Origin of the sequence: Streptococcus sp. SK140 (genome assembly GCF_000259525.1) — a bacterium.
GTDB lineage: Bacteria > Bacillota > Bacilli > Lactobacillales > Streptococcaceae > Streptococcus.
The window spans coordinates 39,140-55,654 of sequence record NZ_AJML01000027.1 but is presented as its reverse complement, the minus strand read 5'-3'; the positions used below and the strand labels follow the sequence as shown (position 1 = coordinate 55,654).

The 16,515-nt window shown below is 39.7% G+C and carries 15 protein-coding genes; 5 read left to right on the top strand and 10 right to left on the bottom strand.

Going from position 1 to position 16,515, the window contains the following annotated elements; translation table 11 throughout:
- Window positions 1–7: 7 nt before the first annotated feature.
- From HMPREF1116_RS07815 to rlmD, 3 genes are all read right to left on the bottom strand, one after another.
- Window positions 8–1,744, bottom strand: a complete 1,737-nt coding sequence (locus tag HMPREF1116_RS07815) for an ABC transporter ATP-binding protein (RefSeq protein WP_000965832.1) — start codon at window positions 1,742–1,744, stop codon at window positions 8–10.
- Between the two features lie 124 nt (window positions 1,745–1,868).
- Window positions 1,869–2,627 (bottom strand): triose-phosphate isomerase, encoded by a 759-nt coding sequence (gene tpiA / locus HMPREF1116_RS07810; RefSeq protein WP_000087902.1) that lies wholly within the window; start codon window positions 2,625–2,627, stop codon window positions 1,869–1,871.
- A gap of 117 nt (window positions 2,628–2,744) precedes the next feature.
- Entirely contained in the window at window positions 2,745–4,112 is a 1,368-nt protein-coding gene (gene rlmD / locus HMPREF1116_RS07805; protein WP_001050258.1) for a 23S rRNA (uracil(1939)-C(5))-methyltransferase RlmD, read from the bottom strand.
- A 55-nt stretch (window positions 4,113–4,167) separates the two neighbouring features.
- Between rlmD and HMPREF1116_RS07800 the strand changes: the two genes are divergently transcribed.
- From HMPREF1116_RS07800 to ntdP, 3 genes are all read left to right on the top strand, one after another.
- On the top strand, window positions 4,168–4,941 hold the full coding sequence (locus HMPREF1116_RS07800; RefSeq protein ID WP_001092976.1) for an aminoglycoside 3'-phosphotransferase: 774 nt from the start codon (window positions 4,168–4,170) through the stop codon (window positions 4,939–4,941).
- Window positions 4,942–4,951: 10 nt separating this feature from the next.
- Complete coding sequence (gene recX, locus HMPREF1116_RS07795; protein WP_000705056.1) at window positions 4,952–5,728, top strand: recombination regulator RecX; 777 nt, start codon at window positions 4,952–4,954, stop codon at window positions 5,726–5,728.
- A gap of 88 nt (window positions 5,729–5,816) precedes the next feature.
- Window positions 5,817–6,350, top strand: a complete 534-nt coding sequence (gene ntdP, locus HMPREF1116_RS07790; RefSeq protein ID WP_000775325.1) for a nucleoside tri-diphosphate phosphatase — start codon at window positions 5,817–5,819, stop codon at window positions 6,348–6,350.
- Window positions 6,351–6,615: 265 nt separating this feature from the next.
- Here ntdP and HMPREF1116_RS07785 read toward each other — a convergent pair whose 3' ends face one another.
- From HMPREF1116_RS07785 to HMPREF1116_RS07765, 5 genes are all read right to left on the bottom strand, one after another.
- The gene (locus tag HMPREF1116_RS07785) at window positions 6,616–7,383 is read right to left on the bottom strand and encodes an epoxyqueuosine reductase QueH (protein ID WP_000567559.1); all 768 of its coding nucleotides are present in this window, start codon (window positions 7,381–7,383) and stop codon (window positions 6,616–6,618) included.
- A 67-nt stretch (window positions 7,384–7,450) separates the two neighbouring features.
- On the bottom strand, window positions 7,451–8,650 hold the full coding sequence (locus HMPREF1116_RS07780) for an MFS transporter (RefSeq protein WP_000476890.1): 1,200 nt from the start codon (window positions 8,648–8,650) through the stop codon (window positions 7,451–7,453).
- A 224-nt stretch (window positions 8,651–8,874) separates the two neighbouring features.
- Window positions 8,875–10,218: an asparagine--tRNA ligase gene (gene asnS, locus HMPREF1116_RS07775; RefSeq protein ID WP_025171283.1), complete on the bottom strand. Its 1,344-nt coding sequence runs from the start codon at window positions 10,216–10,218 to the stop codon at window positions 8,875–8,877.
- A 150-nt stretch (window positions 10,219–10,368) separates the two neighbouring features.
- Window positions 10,369–11,547 carry a pyridoxal phosphate-dependent aminotransferase gene (locus HMPREF1116_RS07770; protein WP_000777453.1) on the bottom strand — a complete coding sequence of 393 codons (1,179 nt, stop codon included), beginning with the start codon at window positions 11,545–11,547 and terminating at the stop codon, window positions 10,369–10,371.
- Window positions 11,544–12,032 carry a cell wall elongation regulator TseB-like domain-containing protein gene (locus HMPREF1116_RS07765; RefSeq protein ID WP_025171282.1) on the bottom strand — a complete coding sequence of 163 codons (489 nt, stop codon included), beginning with the start codon at window positions 12,030–12,032 and terminating at the stop codon, window positions 11,544–11,546. Before HMPREF1116_RS07765 ends, HMPREF1116_RS07770 begins: the two co-directional genes overlap by 4 nt.
- A 261-nt stretch (window positions 12,033–12,293) precedes the next feature.
- Here HMPREF1116_RS07765 and HMPREF1116_RS07760 point away from each other — a divergent pair, with 261 nt between their 5' ends.
- Complete coding sequence (locus HMPREF1116_RS07760) at window positions 12,294–12,842, top strand: NAD(P)H-dependent oxidoreductase (RefSeq protein ID WP_000039599.1); 549 nt, start codon at window positions 12,294–12,296, stop codon at window positions 12,840–12,842.
- Between the two features lie 49 nt (window positions 12,843–12,891).
- Here the strand turns inward: HMPREF1116_RS07760 and HMPREF1116_RS07755 are convergent, their stop codons facing one another.
- Window positions 12,892–14,082, bottom strand: a complete 1,191-nt coding sequence (locus tag HMPREF1116_RS07755) for an O-antigen ligase family protein (RefSeq protein ID WP_000835674.1) — start codon at window positions 14,080–14,082, stop codon at window positions 12,892–12,894.
- 210 nt (window positions 14,083–14,292) lie between these two features.
- Between HMPREF1116_RS07755 and birA the strand changes: the two genes are divergently transcribed.
- Window positions 14,293–15,228, top strand: a complete 936-nt coding sequence (gene birA / locus HMPREF1116_RS07750) for a bifunctional biotin--[acetyl-CoA-carboxylase] ligase/biotin operon repressor BirA (protein WP_000844524.1) — start codon at window positions 14,293–14,295, stop codon at window positions 15,226–15,228.
- 56 nt (window positions 15,229–15,284) lie between these two features.
- On the opposite strand, the gene HMPREF1116_RS07745 is transcribed toward birA, so the two are convergent.
- Entirely contained in the window at window positions 15,285–16,475 is a 1,191-nt protein-coding gene (locus HMPREF1116_RS07745; RefSeq protein WP_000167796.1) for an acetate kinase, read from the bottom strand.
- Window positions 16,476–16,515: the final 40 nt, after the last annotated feature.

Here is a 16,515-nt window from a genome sequence, read left to right as displayed (position 1 = left end):
TTACCTCCTATTCTTCTGTCAGAGACGCATTTTTCAGCTGCGACTCAGCAATTTCTCGATAAATGTCATTGGTCTCCATCAATTCTTCATGACGGCCACGACCAACGATTTCACCCTTATCAAGGACGATAATCTGGTCAGCATCCATGATGGTTCCAACACGCTGCGCGACAATCAATACCGTAGCATCTTGAGTCACTTCCTTGAGACGACGACGCAAGATAGCATCTGTACGGTAGTCCAAGGCTGAGAAGGAATCATCAAAGATATAGATATTTGGACCCTTGATGACTGCTCGGGCAATCGACAAGCGTTGTTTCTGACCACCTGATAGGTTGCTCCCCCCTTCAGCCAGATGCGTCGCAAAACCTTCTTCTCGACTTTCGATAAAGTCTTTGGCTTGGGCTACATCAGCTGCTTGGTGCAAGTCCTCATGACTGGCATCCTCTTTCCCGTAACGGAGATTGTCTGCGATAGTCCCAGTAAAAAGCAAGGCCTTTTGTGGAATAAAACCAATCTTCTGACGGAGTGATTTGAGACGGTAATCCCGTACATCAACACCATCGACCTTGATTTTCCCTAGCGTAACATCATAGAAACGAGGAATCAATTGAACCAGAGTAGACTTACCTGACCCAGTTGAACCGATAAATGCAATGGTTTCTCCCGGTTTAGCAGTAAAGGAAATATTATGCAAAACAGGGCTTTCCGTTTCACCAGGATAAGCAAAGGTCACATTATCAAATTCTAAGTAACCATGTGTTTCTGTTTTTTGAATTCCGTCCTCATTTGGATCAATGGAAATCGGCATGTCCATGATTTCCTTCAAACGCTCGCTAGATACAGCAGTACGTGGATACATGGTAAAGAGGTTTGACAAGAAAAGGAAGGACAAGAGAGCATGGAAACTATACTCGATGAAGGCTACCAAATCCCCAATCTGCAAACTTCCCTGTTTGAGAGGATCCAAAGCAAACCAAACGATAGCCACAATCATAGCGATAATGATTTGCACAAATAGTGGTTCCGTCAAACCAGTTAATTTGAACAAGCGATTGGAATTATCCGCATAGATTGCATTTTTCTCTTCAAAACGTTTTTCTTGGAAGTCTTCACGAGCAAAGGCACGAATCACTCGCAAACCCATCAAATTTTCACGGACATACTGGTTAATCTTATCCAGTGTTTTTTGTTGTTTTTCAGATAAGGGGCGCGTTTTTACCGCCACATAAATGACAACAACAGCTAGAAAAGGTACAGAAAAAGCTACAATCCAGGCCAGTGAAGGACTCGTCAAGAAAATCATGAGAATACTCGACAGCATCATCATGGGAGTGATAACACCCAACTTAAGTGTTTGTTCCGCAAACTGCATGAGGACAAAGGCATCACTGGTGATACGAGTAACTAGTGAAGACACACCGATTTGTTCATATTCGTGATGAGAATACTCTTGTAACTTAGCATAGACATCATTTCGCATATCCTTAACCATATTGGTGGTCAATTTACTAGCAGCATAAGCCAGAACAACCCGTCCAAATGTTCCCAAGACGATAATAACCAACATGATAATGGCCCAAAAATAGAGTTTATCCTGATCACCTTGGTTGATTCCCTGGTCAATCATGCGGGCCAAAACTGTTGGTAAACCTAGATTGACAATGACAAAGAAAATTGCCCCGAGAAAGTCTAACACTAACCACTTGGGATAGCGTTTGAGATAAGACCAAATATAAAGCATAATTCTCCTTTCTTTTTCTTCTAAAATGCAGAAAAGAGCGTGCTTTCGCACGCCATTTTACTAAAAAGAAGACAGGCAGCCAAAACCTCGAGAGAGGGAACTGTCTGTCTCAGATATTTAAAGACTATTTTACAAAGTCAAGCAATGCCAAGAAGCTTTCTGGGTCAAGTGATGCACCACCAACAAGAGCTCCGTCAACGTCTGGACAAGCCATGTATTCAGCAACGTTTTCAGGTTTAACTGAACCACCGTATTGAACACGTACTTTGTCAGCTACTTCTTGACCGAAGTCAGCAGCTACAACGTCACGAACAACTTTACACATTTTTTGTGCGTCGTCTTGTGAAGCTGATTTACCAGTACCGATAGCCCAGATTGGCTCATAAGCGATAACTGATGAAGCTACTTGTTCTGCAGTCAATCCAGCAAGAGCAGCTGAAACTTGAGCACCTACGAATTCTGCTGCTTTACCAGCTTCGTAAGTTTCAAGTGACTCACCACAACAGATGATTGGAAGCATGCCGTTAGCAAAGATTGCTTTTGCTTTTTTGTTGATGTCTTCGTCTGTTTCGTGGAAGTAGTCACGACGTTCTGAGTGACCGATAACAACGTAGTCAGTACCGATTTCTTTCAAAACTTGTGGGCTAGTTTCACCAGTGAAAGCACCAGCATTTTCAAAGTAGCAGTTTTGAGCAGCAACTTTAAGGTTTGAACCTTTAGCAGCAGCAAGTACAGTAGTCAAATCAACTGCAGGAGCTGCGATACCTGCTTCAACAAGGTCTGATGAAGGAAGTTTTGATGCTACAGCTTCAACGAATGCTTTTGCTTCTTCTGGGTTTTTGTTCATTTTCCAGTTACCAGCAATAAATGGTTTACGTGACATTTCACATACCTCTTTTTTCATTTTATTTTCTACTTATTTTATCATATTTATAGATAGCTTGCAAATCTTACTCTGTAACTAGAAGCCTTCTTTTCAAAAACTTTCCAGTTGCCATTTCTATTTGGAAGCTGGCTTGCGCCTTGTTAATTTGACCACTGCTTCTGTTCTAGCCGTGTGTGGAAACATATCAACGGACTGGATATAATGTAAGTCATAAACCTCTAGCAAACGGACTAAATCACGCGCCAAGGTAGACACATTGCAGGATACATAAACCATTTTTTCAGGAGCGTATGTGACGATGGTATCCAAGAGTTTGTCATCTAAACCAGTACGCGGCGGGTCTACTATCAAGGCATCGGCACGATAGCCTTCCTTGTACCAACGAGGGATAATTTCTTCTGCAGTTCCTGCTTCATAATGAGTATTGGTATAACCCATACGCTTAGCATTTTCTTTGGCATTCTCAATAGCTTCTGGAATAATATCCATCCCTCTCAAGCTTTTGACTTTCTTAGCAAAGGCAAAACCAATGGTTCCAACACCACAATAGGCATCAATCAGATGGTCATCCTCAGTCACGTCCAATGCTTTTACGGCTTCACTATAGAGAATTTCAGTCTGTTCAGGATTAAGCTGATAAAAAGCTCGTGGCGATAGAGAAAATTCATAGTCTAGGACTCCCTCGCCTATACTATCTTGACCCCAAATAATCTCAGTCTTGTCCCCATAAATTTCACTAGTTTTAGCAGTATTGGTATTGACTGCGACAGTCACTACTTCAGGATAATCCTTGACTAGGTCCTTCACAAATTGAGTCAAATTCAATTGGCGATTGGTCACAATGATAATCTGAACTTGCCCAGTTTTCCGTGCTCGACGAACCATGATGGTCCGAACTCCAAGAATTTTCCGTTCATCCGTAATCGGAATTTGATGGTAAGTCAAGAGTTCAGCAATGCGATTGGCAATTGTTTGTGTCTCCTTGTCTTGAACCAGACAGTCCTTTAACTCGACCAAATAATGAGAATTCTGAGCGTACAAACCTGCCTTAACTTGACCTTTAAACTTTCGCGTTTGAAATTGCAGTTTAGCCCGATAATATTTTGGTTTCTGCATGCCAATAGTTGGTCTGATTTCAAAGTTTTCGTAGCCTGCAGGTGCAAATTTCTTCAGAGCTTGATGAAGAAGATCTGTCTTGAACTCTAGCTGCTTGTCATAATGTAGGTGCATAATCTGACAACCACCACACTCATTATAGATAGTACAGTCTGGAACTACTCGAAACTTGGATTTTTTATTGACCTCAAGCAGTTTAGCCTCAACGTAGTTACGCTTAACCGAAGTCACCTGACAATAGATATCTTCTCCCTTGAGGGCACCTGGAACAAAAACGAGGGTTTTCTGGAAAAAACCAATTCCTTCCCCGTTAATCCCCATGCGCTTGATTTTTAATGGAATTTTTTGTTTGACTTTTAGATTCATAAGTCTATTATACCACGTAGTTTCTCAATGGTTAAGAATATGTTACAATAAAACCATGAATACAAAGATATCTTTTTCCTCATTGGATTTTCCTGAGCAATTACGAACTTATATAGAGGGGGCCAACCTATCTGACAGCTCTTCTCATTCAGGCGCAAGAGTTCTCTATCTTGATTCAGATTACTATTTAAAAATTGATCAAAAGGGAAGATTAGAGCGAGAAGCTAGCATTGCAAGTTGGTTTGAACAAGAAGGAATAGGAACTCCAGTCATCCACTATCTATCTACAGATAAAGACTACCTCCTGACTAAAGAGGCTATTGGTCATGATGCTCTCGCTTTTTTAGACCAGCCAGAAAAAATCTGCCGAACCATGGCAGAGGCTCTTAAAAAGCTTCACAACTTAAACCCACAAAATTTTCCATCAGAAAATCATTTAAAAGCCTATAAAGAAAGAGCCTTTAAAAACTATGAAAAAGGTGAGTTCTATGCCAAGGCGCTCCTCCCCCAATTCCAGATTAACAGTCGCGAAGAGGCCTTCCAACTCATCCAAGAACAAGGGCACCTTTTAGAAACAGATGCCTTTATTCACGGTGATGCCTGTCTACCAAACTTTATTCTAAAAGATGCTGACCACTTCTCTTGTTTTATTGATCTTGGTTTGGCTGATTTTAGTGACCGGCATATCGATCTCTTTTGGGCAGTTTGGTCCCTCAATTACAACTTAAAAGATCCCAAATATGCTGAACTATTTCTCAACTATTACGGGAGAGAGCTGGTTGATAGCAACAAACTTCGACTCGTTGCTGCCTTCGAAGCATTTGGATAAGAGGTAAACCATGAAAATCACAAAACTTGAAAAGAAAAAAAGACTCTTTCTACTTGAGCTTGATAGCGACCAAACCTGCTACATTACAGAGGATACCATTGTGCGCTTTATGTTGACAAAAGGGAAAGAGATCTCAGCTGAAGAACTAACTGAGATTAAATCCTTTGCGCAATTTTCCTACAGTAAAAATCTAGCTCTTTACCACTTATCCTTCAAGGCCCGCACTGAAAAAGAAGTTCGAGATTATCTAACCAAGCATGAAATTGATGGGAAAATCATCCCCAAAGTTATCCAGTCTTTAAAAGATGATAATTGGATCAATGACCGGCAATATGCTTATGCCATCATCAATTCCAATCAGCTTTCAGGAGATAAGGGAAGCTATATGCTGATGCAGAAGATTTCTCAAAAAGGCGTTACCAAATCCATTATCCAAGAAGTCTTACAAGAATTTGATATGACGGAAGTCGCAGAACGGACAGCTGAAAAACTACTGAAAAAATACCAGGGGAAATTACCTGCCCGCGCCCTACAGGATAAGATTATCCAAAGCCTAACCAATAAAGGATTTTCCTACACAGAAGCCAAAACAGCCTTTGACCAATTGGATAGCCAGGTCGAAGAAGAAACCGTTCAGGAACTTATTTTTAAAGAGTTAGATAAGCAATACCCAAAATACTCACGAAAGTATGAAGGATACGAACTGAAACAACGTTTGACCCAAGTTTTAGCTAGAAAAGGTTATGATTTTTCGGATATAGCCAGTGCTCTCAGAGAATATCTTTAATTTTTTCATGAAAAAACTAAGAACTTTAAACAAAAATGTGATACAATAGTAAACGATAAACTTATAAATTGTAGAAAGTTGGTTAGTTATGAAACTTCCAAAAGAAGGCGACTTTATTACAATTCAAAGTTATAAGCATGATGGGAGTCTCCACCGTACTTGGCGAGACACCATGGTACTAAAAACAACAGAGAACGCTATTATCGGCGTCAACGACCACACACTTGTTACCGAAAGTGACGGTCGTCGTTGGGTGACTCGAGAACCGGCTATTGTTTACTTTCACAAGAAATATTGGTTTAATATTATCGCTATGATTCGTGAAAATGGTATCTCCTACTACTGCAATATGGCAAGTCCTTACTATCTGGATGAAGAAGCTTTAAAATACATTGACTATGATTTGGATGTTAAAGTGTTTACAGATGGTGAAAAACGCCTCTTGGACGTTGAGGAGTATGAACGACACAAGCGAAAAATGAAGTATTCTTCTGATCTAGACTATATTCTGAAAGAGCATGTTAAGATTCTTGTTGATTGGATTAACAATGAGCGAGGTCCTTTCTCAGAAGCCTATGTCAACATTTGGTACAAACGCTACGTAGAACTAAAGAATCGGTAAAGTTGTCAGAGGTCAGGATTAAAATCCTGACCTCGTTTTTTGATTTTCAACGAGCCTTTGAGTGGCGACTAATTGAACTGTTTATCAGCATTCTAAATTTCAAAAAATACTTTTAACCTAAACTTCATTTTTCATCCACAAGTTTTAAGATGCACTGATTTATTAAAGGATTGAGATTCTAGGACTAGGAATTCATAGATTGGTCCATCGATTTCTCTCCATCACCTTTCCCTAGTAAAAAACCTGCCTTGAGGCAGGTTTTCGTCTAAATATCTAATTTTGTAACAGTGAACTTGATATGCGAATAGTCTTTTTCGATATCCTTATCTACCATAAAGGCTGTTGCATCCTTCTTAACCTGTACTAAGTCAATATTCTGTGCTTGAGCGGCATAGACACAGCCACAATAACATTGGCGATAAATGTCGTACTCTTCACACATTTCTACAGAGCGTTTATAGCCTTGATTTTTCTTAAAATCACTCGGAAGATAGTGAGTGGTGTAGATTTTCTGCACATCAATCCCGATACTATTGATGGTTTGTGAATTTTTGTGAGGGCTGATGGTTAGGGCAGAACCAAAGTAATCAAATCCTAAGTCCATAGCCACTTGCGCTGTCTTGTCCAAACGATAGTCAAAACAAACCTTGCAACGATCCCCACCTTCAGGTTCTTCTTCCAAACCTCTGACCAGCTGACGGTATTCGTTGGGTTCATAGGGTGCTTCTAGATATTGAACCTTGTTGCCAGTTCGTTCATTGAAATCGCTGACAAACTTTTTTGTCACATAGGCACGCTTGTGATACTCAGCTTTAGGATGGATATTTGAATTAGCAAAATAGATAGTCACATCTGCATACTTGGTCAAATACTCTAAAGTATAGGTGCTACAAGGAGCACAACAGACGTGCATGAGAATGGTTGGTCTCTCTTCATTTTTTTCCCAAACTTGAACCATCTTTTGCATGACACGGTCATAGTTGATCTTTTGATTGGGATTCATCTTACTTAGAATTTCTTCTACATCGATCATACTCTTCTCCTTTTCCTCTTGCTATTGTACCACAGGATGATTCTTTGAGCAAATAGGTTTTCGTGCTTTACTCAGTTTTTAAGTCCTTCTCTAATAGCTTTCCCATCCTTGTCAGACTGATTATTAGGATAGGACAGGTTAAAAGCAAGATAAGACCTAGAACTAAAAAGACAGCTATAAGACCCCAACGATCAATCATCCAGCCTGTCAGTGGGAAAATGACAATCATAGATAAACTAAAGAGCATAGAATTGATACTAAGCATAGTTGCTCTTACACTGGACGGTAAATAACCTTGTAAGTCATTGAAATAGATCGGCTGATAAACTGCATAGAGCGTATCGGTCAAAAGATGTACGAGAAGAAAAGCAAAGGGAGTTCCAAAAAACACCAATAGTAAGGCCAAGCCCGTTAGTGCAACAAGCGTCGGAAAAACTCGATTGCTATTCCATTTTTTACCAATTTGACTAGCTACATAAACTGCTATAAGATTTAAGCCACTACCAATCAGCATGACCAGCGAAACCTGCCATCCTGCTAAGTCACTTATTTTCTGCTGATAGTAAAAGTAAAACATGCACATGAGTGTTCCGACTAGCTGATAAATCATCATCCAGTAAAAGAGTACTGGTTTTTCCTGCCATTCTTTTCGAACTTGCAGGACAATCGTTTTAAAGGTTAAGGCTTCATTTTTTTCTCTCTTAGCCATTGGTTCTTTCATCAAATAAATCAAGATTATAGAAAGAAAAGATAATCCAATAGCAATTAGATAGGTCCAAGCCAATGCTCCGTGAATAAAGAAGCCTGCCACAACTGTACCTAGGGTTCGGGTGACTTCTGCCACACCAGACAAAAAACTAGAAATCTGAAGATAGCGGTCCTTTTGACCTGCTTCAACTGTTGAATCATATAAGAAAGCGGTACTGGTTCCCGAGTCAAAATTATAGGACCAAGCGTTGACCATCATGGCAAAAGCATAAATCCAAAAATTCCCCTGACCAAACAAAATCAAGATAGAGGATACAATACTGGCCAAGCGAGCCAAATAGAGATTGGTCTTGTAGCTAAATCGATCGGCCAACATACCAGATGGGATTTCACATAAGAGACTTGTCCCATGAAAGATACTCTCTAATAGACCGATTTGAAGTAAGGAAAGACCATTTTGGATAAAAAATAAAATCCAAAAACTGGTAATTCCAAAATAAGAAGTGAATTCCAGACCTGCTAGGAGTGGAATATTGCGTTTGTAAGTTCTTTTAAACATCGTTTTCTCTCTTTCAATATATAATATGAGTTTTTCTAAAAGACTTACTTAGAGTTGCCTACATTTTCTCCACCTCTTTCATTTAAAGTAATACTCAATGAAAATCAAAGAGCAAACTAGGAAGCTAGCCGCAGGCTGTACTTGAGTACGGCAAGGTGAAGCTGACGTAGTTTGAATTTGATTTTCGAAGAGTATAAAAACGCCAGACGGCGTTTTTATAGTTATTAAGGTTTGATACGATGCAACATACGTGGGAATGGGATAGCTTCACGGATGTGTTTTGTTCCTGCTGCAAAGGTTACCATACGTTCGATACCGATACCAAATCCACCGTGTGGTACAGTACCGTATTTACGAAGGTCAAGGTAGAATTCATATTCTGTACGATCCATACCAAGTTCATCCATCTTAGCGACAAGGGCATCATAATCTTCCTCACGCATAGAGCCACCGATGATTTCTCCGTAACCTTCTGGAGCAAGCAAGTCTGCACAAAGCACGCGCTCTGGATTTCCAGGAACTGGTTTCATGTAGAAGGCCTTGATGGCTGCTGGATAGTTCATGACAAATGTTGGCACACCAAAGTGGTTTGAAATCCACGTTTCGTGTGGTGAACCAAAGTCATCACCATGCTCCAAATGCTCGTAGTCAGCATCTTCATCATTTTCATGCTCTTGCAAGAGGTCAATAGCTTGATCGTAAGTGATGCGTTTAAATGGCTCTGCAATGTAACGTTTCAAGAGCTCTGTATCACGTTCCAAAGTTTCTAAGGCTTGAGGCGCACGGTCAAGAACACCTTGAAGAAGGGCTTTTACATAAGCTTCTTGCAAGTCAAGTGACTCATCGTGTGTCAAGTATGAGTACTCAGCATCCATCATCCAGAATTCAGTCAAGTGACGGCGAGTTTTTGATTTTTCAGCACGGAATACTGGACCAAAGTCAAAGACACGACCAAGGGCCATAGCACCAGCTTCAAGGTAAAGCTGACCAGATTGACTCAAGTAGGCTGGTGTTCCAAAGTAGTCTGTTTCAAACAGTTCAGTTGAATCTTCTGCAGCATTTCCTGAAAGAATTGGGCTATCAAACTTCATGAAGCCATTCTTATCGAAGAACTCATAAGTCGCATAGATAATAGCGTTACGGATTTGCATGACCGCTACTTGCTTACGAGAGCGTAGCCACAAGTGACGGTTATCCATCAAGAAGTCTGTTCCGTGCTCTTTTGGAGTGATTGGGTAATCTTGAGATTCACCGATCACTTCGATGTCTGTAATATCCAATTCGTAACCAAATTTAGAACGCTCGTCTTCTTTAACAATCCCTGTCACGAAAACAGATGTTTCTTGACTTAGACGTTTGATGGTGTCAAATTTTTCAAGACCTACTTCTTCTCCAAATTTTTCGATAAAGTTTGGTTTAAAAGCTACACCTTGGAAAAAGGCTGTTCCATCACGCAATTGTAAGAAGGCAATTTTCCCTTTTCCTGATTTGTTGGCAACCCAAGCACCGATAGTGACTTCTTGACCAACGTAATCTTTTACTTCGATAATTGTTACACGTTTTGTCATCATTTATCTTCCTTTTTTCGTTTAACTTGTCCAAAGACATTATTACCCACTATTGTACCACAAATAATGCCTGATAGCTAGCTAGTTTAACAGAAATTCATAAGTTTTTAGCTACAAAAACCTCCGCCAAAAGGACGGAGGTTTAACTTCTTATTTTTCCATAAATTGGTGCAAACAACGAATGGCTTCTTTAAGGGTATCCAAGTCTGTCGCATAGCTGAGACGAACATTTTCTGGTGCTCCAAATCCGGCTCCTGTAATCAAGGCCAGACCAACTTCCTCAAGGATAGCCGTTGTAAATGCTGTTACATCGCTATAACCTTTCATTTCCATGGCTTTTTTAACATTTGGGAAGAGATAGAAAGCTCCTTGTGGTTTGACAACCTCAAAGCCAGGGACTTCACACAAGAGTGGATAGATGGTATTCAAACGTTCCTCGAAAGCCTGACGCATGGTTTCTACAGAGTCTTGAGGTCCAGTTAACGCTTCAATCGTTGCATATTGAGATACCGCAGTCAGGTTTGAAGTCGTTTGACCTGTTAGTTTACTCATGGCAGCGATGATTTCTGGATCACCCACTGCATAACCTACCCGCCAACCTGTCATAGCATAGGCCTTAGACACACCATTGATAACAATGGTTTGTTTGCGAATCGCTTCTGATAGACTAGAGATTGGCACAAACTCATTACCGTTATAGACCAAGCGTCCATAAATATCATCTGCTAGGATGAGAATGTCATGTTCAACAGCCCAATTTCCAATGGCCAAGAGTTCCTCACGAGAATAGATCATACCGGTAGGATTAGATGGGGAATTGAGAACCAAAACCTTGGTCTTATCTGTACGAGCTGCTTCTAATTGCTCCACTGTTACTTTAAAGTGATTGTCTTCTTTGGCTTGAACAAAGACTGGAACACCACCAGCCATTTTAACTTGGTCACCATAGCTGACCCAGTAAGGAGTAGGAATGATGACCTCATCTCCAGGATTAACCACAGCCATAAAGAAAGTGTAGAGTGAGAATTTTGCACCTGTAGCAAAAGTGACTTCGTTAGCCGCTACGGAATAACCATAATAACGCTCAAAATAGGTATTGACTGCTGCTTTTAACTCAGGCAAACCTGAAGCTACTGTATAGAAAGAAGCACGTCCATCTCGAATGGCTGCAACAGCAGCATCTTGAATATTTTCAGGAGTATGAAAATCGGGCTGACCTAAAGTTAAGAAAAGTACATCTTTTCCTTCAGCCTTTAACTTCTTTGCTCTTGCATCACTAGCCAGAGTGACACTTTCTTCCATTTCTAAGACACGTTTAGATAATTTCATAGCTTCTCCTTTTCGATTAGGGCACCAGTTTCAAAATCTACTAGATAATAGTCTCCACCAGACTTGATTTCCCAAACAGGCTTTTCAGCATAGCGTCCAAAGGTAACCGTATCAATTTCAGTTGCTCCTTTTTCTCTAACAACTGCTTCTGCTTTTTCTTGTGAAGTACCATTTTCTAGTTGATATACGTAAATATTGTTATTACTTTTCTCTATTAAAACAGCAACTGGTTTCTGATTCTTATCTTGACCAAGAACACTATAATAGCTTTCTAAACCATTAAAGATATCAACCTGGCTAACCGTTTCTAGATTCGCATACTGCTTGGCAAGTTTTTCCCCTTCAACTTTTGCAGTTTGATAAGGTTTCATACTGAGCCATACCAAATAGAGAAAGGAAGAAGTCACAACTAGAGCCAACAGGGTCAAGCCAATGCTGTACTGAAATAATAAGGAATTTTTTTCTTTTTTCTGTCTCATTTTCACTCGTCTATTTTACCATCTATCCAAGTGAATTACAAGTGAATAAAGGAGGAGGATTTGGCTCGGAACTTCTCTTATGACAGGAGTATATGACGCTTGAATCATTGATTTCACAGACTTTTCATAATCTCTACTCCTAAAAATAATCTTGACTATCATCGATTTTTATTTTCTGAGCAGATTTCTTGCAAATGATTTCCTTTTGTTGTAACATTGTTTATAACAACAGAGATAACTCTGATTAAAATCTAAAGGAGACTCCCTATGTCTAAAAAAGTATTATTTATCGTTGGTTCACTTCGTGAAGGTTCTTTCAACCACCAAATGGCTCTAGAAGCTGAAAAAGCTCTTGCAGATAAAGCTGAGGTTAGCTACCTTGACTACTCAGCAATCCCACTTTTTAATCAAGAACTTGAAGTTCCAACTCTTCCAGCTGTAGCAGCTGCTCGTGAAGCTGTTCTAGCTGCTGATGCTATCTGGATTTTCTCTCCAGTTTACAACTTCTCAATTCCTGGAACAGTGAAAAACTTGCTTGACTGGCTTTCACGCGCAATTGACTTGTCTGATACACGCGGAGCATCTGCTCTTCAAGATAAGATTGTAACAGTATCATCTGTAGCCAATGCAGGTCATGAACAACTCTTTGCAATCTACAAAGACCTCTTGCCATTCATCCGTACACAAGTTGTTGGTGAATTCACTGCAGCTCGTGTCAACGATTCTGCTTGGGTAGATGGCAAATTAGTCCTTGAAGACAGTGTTGCTACTTCACTAAAACAACAAGCTGAAGACTTGGTTCAAGCTATTCAATAATTGAATGAAAAAAAGATAGTAGAAAATGTTAGTTTCTACTATCTTTTTCTTAATCAACTAATTCATCAATCATACTATGTTTTAGTGGTAAACTACACATCACTAAAAGGAAAATAAAGGATGATTGAAGCCAAAAGAGAGCCAAATCAAAAATTCCGTGCACAGCTACTACTGTCAAGAAAGAGAGGTAAAGTCCAAGGATAGGACGCTTACTAGGTACTTGACTCATATCAATCAACATTCGTACCGGAGTGGCAGAAGCAATCCCCAAGAGAACGGTACCAACAACTCCATAACTCAAAATCGTATCTATATAAATACTATGAGCATGTTCATGATAAGGTGCTCCAATACGAGGGAAAGAGTGCATGTAGGTTAGCGGTCCTTCACCCCAGAATGGATTTTGCTTAAACAAGGCCATTCCAGCATTCCAGATAGAAACACGCTCTTCCATAGATGAATCTAAGGTTCCCATTCGAACACCTAAATCACTAGAAAATAGAAAGGCTAAACCAACCCCAAAAACTCCTATACTAAGCCAGAAAGCACGCCAGTTCTTAATGGTTGTGAAGAGATAAATAATCGCTCCAAAGATAATGGCTGGAAAAGCTGTACGATTCTGCGTAAAGTTTAAACCGAATAAATTAGCAAAGATGGCAATCATAGAAAAGATTCGTAACCACCTTAACTTAGTTGTGCTAATCAGATAAAAACCAATCATGATACAGAAACAACAGATAATTCCATAGTAATTGGGATTAAAGAAGGCAACTTCCGCTCGATTTTGATGCCAAACCTGCATTCTTGGTGAGAGGAAAGTATAATCAAATTTCTTTACAATTTGGAAATGTTCCAAGGCTGCAAAGACTGCTGCCAAGACACTCGAGGCTAAAACTCCTTCAATCGTCAACCTGAAAAATTTAGGAGTCAATTGAGATTGGTAATAGTAAAAGAAGATTGCAAACAGAAACATTGCAACTGAGGCAACTACTCCCATCACATTTTGTGCTAGAAGAGAAATTGCAGTGCTATAGGCAATAAAAAAGAGCAAAACAGGGTGTTGAGACAAACGTTTCAAGATCCCCTTCATCTCCCCAGTATATACTAACCAAAGTAAGTAAGAGATAAAAATAATAACAAAAAGATAAAAAGGGAGAAAAATACTCAGAATAACTCCTAAAAGAAGTCCTTCTTGTTTCGATAAACTTTTTAACTTTTCAATGACACCTATTGATTTCACAACAGATCCTTTCCTTCTGAATATCACATTCAGATAAATAAGCTATTAAAACATTTTACCATTTTTCAAGCGATTTGAAAACCTCTTTACCTCTATACTCCTAACTAAAACTGGGTAAAATTTTATAGTTAGCTAAGATTACTTGAAAATCGCTATCCCTTTTTTAAAAATATGGTACAATAAATCTAATTATTCCAGAAAGGGTCTAGCATGAAATCCTACCAAGAAGTCTATAAAATACTAATTACTGAGACTGATTATCTAAGCGGAGAAAAAATAGCTGAGAGATTAAATCTATCTCGAACTTCCGTATGGAAAGCTATCCAACGTCTCCAGCAAGAGGGACTGGAGATTGACAGTGTCAAAAACCGTGGGTATAAACTTCTGGACGGAGACCTTATCTTGCCTCAGGAAATCGAAGCGAATAGTCCCATTACTGTCCAGTTTAAACCCTCAACAAAATCTACCCAAACTGATGCTAAAGAGGCTATGGAAGCTGGTGCCAAAGGGGATAAACTCTACCTTTCCACTAGCCAAACCATGGGACGCGGTCGTTTTCAACGTCCCTATTATTCTCCAGATAAGGGGGGGATTTACATGTCCCTTCACCTACAGCCTAATCTCCCTTATCAGAATCTTCCAGCCTATACACTTCTAACAGCTGGAGCTATCTACAAGGCTATCAAAAACCTTAGTTTAATCGACGTGGATATCAAGTGGGTCAATGACATTTATCTGAACCAGAAAAAAATTGCTGGTATTCTAACAGAAGCCATTACCTCTGTCGAAACTGGACTCGTTACAGATGTTATCATTGGGGTCGGGATCAACTTTTCTATCGCTGAATTTCCCAAGAATCTACAAACTAAAGCTGGAAGCTTATTTTCTCAACATACTCCCATTACTCGCAATGAATTGATTGCTGAAATTTGGAAATGTTTCTACGAAACAGAAGCCGATGAACTCCTCTATCTCTATAAAAATCGCTCAATCGTTTTAGGAAAAGAGATTTCCTTCAAGAAGGATCAAGAAATATTCACAGGAAAAGCCTGTGACATCTCTGACCAAGGACAACTGCAGATAGAATTAGCAAAGGGTGAAAAGATTTGGCTCAATAGTGGCGAAGTTTCACTGACTAAATGGTAGTTTTCCTAGATCAAAAAAATCGACCTTCAATAAGAAAGGTCGATTTTTTTAATCTGTTATTTTTTCAAACGTTCAACGTCACGCGCAATGACCAATTCTTCATCCGTTGGAATTACCAGTACACGTACACTTGCTGCATCTGTCGAAATATCTCCGGTTGCACCAAAGACATTTTTCTCTGGATCTACATCGCAACCGAACCAAGAAATCCCTGAAATAACATCTTCACGTACATTAGTAGAATTTTCACCGATACCTGCTGTGAAAATAATAGCATCTGCTCCATTTAGGACTGCAAGGTATTGACCAATATGTTTTTGGATACGGTCAACATACATTTCATAAGCCAAAGTAGCATCATGATCTCCTGCATCCATAGCAGCAATCACGTCACGCATATCACTAGATTTACCAGAAACCCCCATCAATCCTGACTCACGATTGAGGATACGACTGATGTCCTCAGGTTTGTTAAAGTCCTCTGTATATTGCATTAAATAAGGAATGATGGCTGGGTCAATATCCCCTGTACGAGTCCCCATCATTACACCACCAAGTGGAGTGAATCCCATTGAGGTATCAACAGATTTCCCACCCTTAACAGCTGTAATAGAAGCACCATTACCGATGTGACAGGTGATTAACTTCAACTCTTCAAGTGGACGCCCCAAAACCTTGGCTGCTTCTTGAGCGACATACTGATGGCTAGTTCCATGGGCTCCGTACTTACGAACCTTGTTTTCTGTGTAATATTTTGTTGGTAGAGGATAGCGATAAGCTTTCTCTGGCATTGTTGTATGGAAGGAAGTATCAAAAACAACGACACTCGTAATATCTGGCAACAATTCTTTGAAGGCACGAATACCCGCAGCATTCGCAGGATTGTGCAATGGAGCAAGAAGACCTAACTCTTCAACTTTTTCAATTACATCACCTTCCACGACTGTAGACTCTTTGAAGTACTCTCCACCTGCAACGACACGGTGTCCAACACCAGTAATTTCATCATAAGATTTAATAATATCAAAACGAATCAAGTCATCAAGCAAAATCTTAACTGCCAAAGTATGGTTGTCAATGTCAAGGACTTGTTGTTCTGAGCGACCATCGAACTTAACTGTAGAAATAGAATCTTTCAATCCAATTCGCTCAATCAACCCTTTTGCAAGCACTTTTTCTTCTGGCATTTGGTAAAGTTGCCATTTCAAGCTAGAGCTTCCAGCGTTAATTGCAATGGTTTTTGTCATAATGTTTCCCCTTTTTTAAGCGTTTTCAACTATTATATCA

Coding starts and splice junctions, on each gene's coding strand:
- asnS (WP_025171283.1), bottom strand. CDS start 10,218: ATGACAAAACGTGTAACAATTATCGAAGTAAAAGATTACGTTGGTCAA.
- HMPREF1116_RS07815 (WP_000965832.1), bottom strand. CDS start 1,744: ATGCTTTATATTTGGTCTTATCTCAAACGCTATCCCAAGTGGTTAGTG.
- birA (WP_000844524.1), top strand. CDS start 14,293: ATGAAATCCTACCAAGAAGTCTATAAAATACTAATTACTGAGACTGAT.
- HMPREF1116_RS07800 (WP_001092976.1), top strand. CDS start 4,168: ATGAATACAAAGATATCTTTTTCCTCATTGGATTTTCCTGAGCAATTA.
- HMPREF1116_RS07745 (WP_000167796.1), bottom strand. CDS start 16,475: ATGACAAAAACCATTGCAATTAACGCTGGAAGCTCTAGCTTGAAATGG.
- HMPREF1116_RS07760 (WP_000039599.1), top strand. CDS start 12,294: ATGTCTAAAAAAGTATTATTTATCGTTGGTTCACTTCGTGAAGGTTCT.
- rlmD (WP_001050258.1), bottom strand. CDS start 4,112: ATGAATCTAAAAGTCAAACAAAAAATTCCATTAAAAATCAAGCGCATG.
- HMPREF1116_RS07780 (WP_000476890.1), bottom strand. CDS start 8,650: ATGTTTAAAAGAACTTACAAACGCAATATTCCACTCCTAGCAGGTCTG.
- HMPREF1116_RS07785 (WP_000567559.1), bottom strand. CDS start 7,383: ATGATCGATGTAGAAGAAATTCTAAGTAAGATGAATCCCAATCAAAAG.
- ntdP (WP_000775325.1), top strand. CDS start 5,817: ATGAAACTTCCAAAAGAAGGCGACTTTATTACAATTCAAAGTTATAAG.
- recX (WP_000705056.1), top strand. CDS start 4,952: ATGAAAATCACAAAACTTGAAAAGAAAAAAAGACTCTTTCTACTTGAG.
- HMPREF1116_RS07770 (WP_000777453.1), bottom strand. CDS start 11,547: ATGAAATTATCTAAACGTGTCTTAGAAATGGAAGAAAGTGTCACTCTG.
- tpiA (WP_000087902.1), bottom strand. CDS start 2,627: ATGTCACGTAAACCATTTATTGCTGGTAACTGGAAAATGAACAAAAAC.